General features: G+C 73.0%; 4 protein-coding genes. 1 reads left to right on the forward strand and 3 read right to left on the reverse strand.

Features of this window, described 5'->3' with window-relative positions:
- Nucleotides 1-234: hypothetical protein (locus ABZS66_RS61145; RefSeq protein WP_354774114.1), on the reverse strand; the 234-nt coding region annotated here is incomplete at its 3' end.
- Nucleotides 235-300: 66 nt separating this feature from the next.
- Here ABZS66_RS61145 and ABZS66_RS61150 point away from each other — a divergent pair.
- Nucleotides 301-936, forward strand: coding sequence for a calcium-binding protein (locus ABZS66_RS61150; RefSeq protein WP_354774116.1), 636 nt, complete (start codon nucleotides 301-303; stop codon nucleotides 934-936).
- 14 nt (nucleotides 937-950) lie between these two features.
- Here the strand turns inward: ABZS66_RS61150 and ABZS66_RS61155 are convergent, their stop codons facing one another.
- Both ABZS66_RS61155 and ABZS66_RS61160 read right to left on the reverse strand, forming a co-directional pair.
- On the reverse strand, nucleotides 951-1,613 hold the full coding sequence (locus tag ABZS66_RS61155; RefSeq protein ID WP_354774118.1) for a response regulator transcription factor: 663 nt from the start codon (nucleotides 1,611-1,613) through the stop codon (nucleotides 951-953).
- Nucleotides 1,595-2,848 (reverse strand): histidine kinase, encoded by a 1,254-nt coding sequence (locus ABZS66_RS61160; RefSeq protein WP_354774120.1) that lies wholly within the window; start codon nucleotides 2,846-2,848, stop codon nucleotides 1,595-1,597. Before ABZS66_RS61160 ends, ABZS66_RS61155 begins: the two co-directional genes overlap by 19 nt.
- Nucleotides 2,849-3,082: the final 234 nt, after the last annotated feature.

Raw genomic sequence — 3,082 nt, forward strand, 5'->3', positions numbered from 1 at the left:
ATCTGCGAGACCTTCCTGCGCGGCGTCGAGGGACTCATCCGGACCCACGCCGCACGCCAGCCATCCTGAGCTGCGTTCAGCCTGCGTCGGGCGCGCCGAACCGTCGGCCGTCGAAGTGGATCGCCGGCTTCGTGCTTCCAGCCGGCCGTCCCTGGGGCCGCGCTCCGGCACGAGCATCAGCCCCTCGTCGATCCCTGTCGGAAAGCCGTACAGGCGGGTGGCGGTCTGAACCATCGCCGGGCGGTCACCGTGCAGTGGGTGACGGACCCGTGCGGGTCCCCGACATCAGGGAGAGCCACGATGCTCACGATCACCAGCCGGATCCGCCGCGCGACCGTACTGATCAGCGCAACACTGACACTCTCCAGTGCCGTATTCGCGTCTCCGGCGTTCGCGGACCCCCTAGTGCCCGTCGGGCCGCCCGCGCCCTACGTATGGCCGGAATGCTTCGGCCAGGCGTACCAACGGATCACCTTCCTCCCCACGGGCGAGATCCTCGGCGTGCCCACCGCGGGCATCATCTACGCCGTGCCCGGGGCTGCGATCACGAACGGAACTCCGGGCGACGATGTGATCATCGGAACGACGGGTGACGACTTCATCAACGGCTTCGGCGGTGACGACAAGATCTGTGGCGGAGACGGTTGGGACACCCTCATCGGCGGGATCGTCGGCACCGAGGGATCGGACATCGACAGCATCGACGGTGAGGGCGGCCGGGACTACATCCAGGGGGGCCCGGACAACGACTCACTGTTCGGAGGCGCCGAGGGGGACTTGATCACGGGCGACGACGGCAACGACGCGCTGTACGGCAACCGGGGCGACGACGACCTGACCTGTGGCGAAGGGTGGGACGTCGCCGAGGGCGGTCTGGGCAATGACGAGCTTGTCGGCGCACTTGACGGGCATGGTTGCGAGATCAACGCATTGTGATGTGGACGCAGTTCCTACGGTCCGGCGCCGGGGCGGGCGAGGCCGGTCTCGTAGGCGAACACGACGGCACCGACCCGGTCGCGCAGGCGCAGCTTGGTCAGGATCCGGTTGATGTGGGTCTTCACCGTGGTCTCGCCCAGGAACAGCCGGGCGGCGATCTCGGCGTTGTTCAGGCCGCGGGCGATCAGGCCGAGCACCTCGCGTTCGCGGTCGGTGAGCGCGGCGCAGCGCTCGTCCGGGGCCGGGCCGGCGGTGCCGGTCACGTACCGGTCGACCAGCCGCCCAGTGACCGACGGCGCCACCATCGCGGCGCCGCGCAGCACCCCGCGGATCGCGACCAGCAGCTCCGCCGCCGGGGCGTCCTTGACCACGAAGCCACTCGCACCGGCCCGCAGCGCCGCGAACGCGTACTCGTCCAGGTCGAACGTGGTGATCACGACGACGCGCGCGGCCGGGACGGCGGCGCGGATTCGGGCCGTCGCGGCGACACCGTCCAGGCCCGGCATGCGGACGTCCAGCATGACCACGTCGGGCCGCAGCTGCGCGGCAAGGGCCACGGCGGCCGACCCGTCGGCCGCCTCGCCCACCACCGTCAGGTCCGGCTGGCTGTCCACCACCATGCGCAGCCCGACCCGCATCAGCTCCTGGTCGTCGCAGATCAGTACCCGTGCGGCCACCGCCCCATCCTGCCGCCGCGGCGCTGAGAGGCCGCTGTGGCCGGCTGAGAAGCGGCTGTGGAGCCGTTCACGGGCAGGGTCGCGGCCAACCGGAACCCGCCCGGCACCGGCGCCGCCTCCACGGTGCCGCCGGCGTCCGTCACCCGCTGCCGCATGCCGGCCAGGCCGCGACCGGACGACGGCAGTCCCGGACCGCCGCCGTCCCCGCCGGTGTCGACGACCTCGACGCGGACCGTGCGGCGGCGACCGGGCGCGCCGAAGTCCAGCAGGACGTCCACCGAGGCGCGAGCGCCGGCGTGGTTGAGCACGTTGGTCAGCGCTTCCTGGACGATGCGGTACACCAGGCCGAGCAGCGATGCCGGCACGCCGTCCGCGGTGCCGGCGATCCGCAACTGCGCTCCGGCCAGACCGGCTCCCGCCCGGGTCACCAGGTCACGCAGGTCGGCCGGTTCCCCGGGAGGCACGCCGTGGCCTTCGCCGGGCGGCTGCGGAACGCCTTCACCTTGCGGCTGCGGGACGCCTTCACCGGAGGGCTGCAACACCTCGAGCAGGCGGCGCAGTTCCTGCAGCGCGGCCCGGCCCGTGCTGCTGACCAGGTCGAGGGTCCGGTCCACGACCGCCGGATCGGTATGCCGCATGAGCCGGGCACCCTCGGCGTTGACGACCATCACCCCGACGCTGTGGGCGAGCACGTCGTGCAACTCCCGGGCGATCCGGGCCCGTTCGCCGGCGATCGCCGCGGCGGCGACCGCTTGTCGCTGCGCCTGCGCGTACGCCTGGCGGGCCCGCACGTACTCGCCGAGCAGCCACGCGGTGCCGACCGACAGGCAGAACCCGGCGGCGCCCCAACCGGCGTCGACGCCCTGATACCAGCGCAGCGCCCAGGCGACGAAGAACCCGGCGGCGAGCGGCGCGGCAACCGCGGCGCTGCCTCGCCGGCCCCGGACCACCAGCGTGTACACCGCCACGAGCAACGCAACGTGCGCCAGCGGCAGGTGCTCCTCCCACACCCCGCCGAGCAGCCCCGCCCAGGCGGCACCGACGGCGACCGCGGCCGCGGCCCGCGGGTGCCACCTCCGCCACAACACCGTCGAGACCAGCACGAGCAGCAGAGGCAGCCGCACCCACCATGACCCGCCCTCGGGCAACCCGGCCGCCGCCGCGAGCAGCACCGCGACGAGGGCCGTCTCGGCCAGCCACGGATGGCGGCCCGACCAGCCGAGAAGCCCGTGCACCGCTCCACGATACGGCTGTCGGGACCGGCCGCCGTCCACCCGTGGCAGGACACCGGCGGGCCGCCGGGACGACGCCTGACGACCCCTGCCGTCCATACCGTCGCCACATGTCGATCTTCCGGGAGTTTCTGCTCCACCCCAGGCTGACCGGCGCGGTCGCGGCCAGTTCCCCGCGGCTCGCCCGCGCCTTGACCGACGGCCTGGGCCTCGAACGGGCGCACACCGTCGTCGAAC

This window comes from Dactylosporangium sp. NPDC005572, from assembly GCF_040605515.1.
In the GTDB taxonomy this organism is placed as follows: Bacteria; Actinomycetota; Actinomycetes; order Mycobacteriales; family Micromonosporaceae; genus Dactylosporangium.

Excerpts from the sequence above, each read along its gene's own strand:
- ABZS66_RS61150 (WP_354774116.1), top strand. The coding sequence starts at position 301 with ATGCTCACGATCACCAGCCGGATCCGCCGCGCGACCGTACTGATCAGC.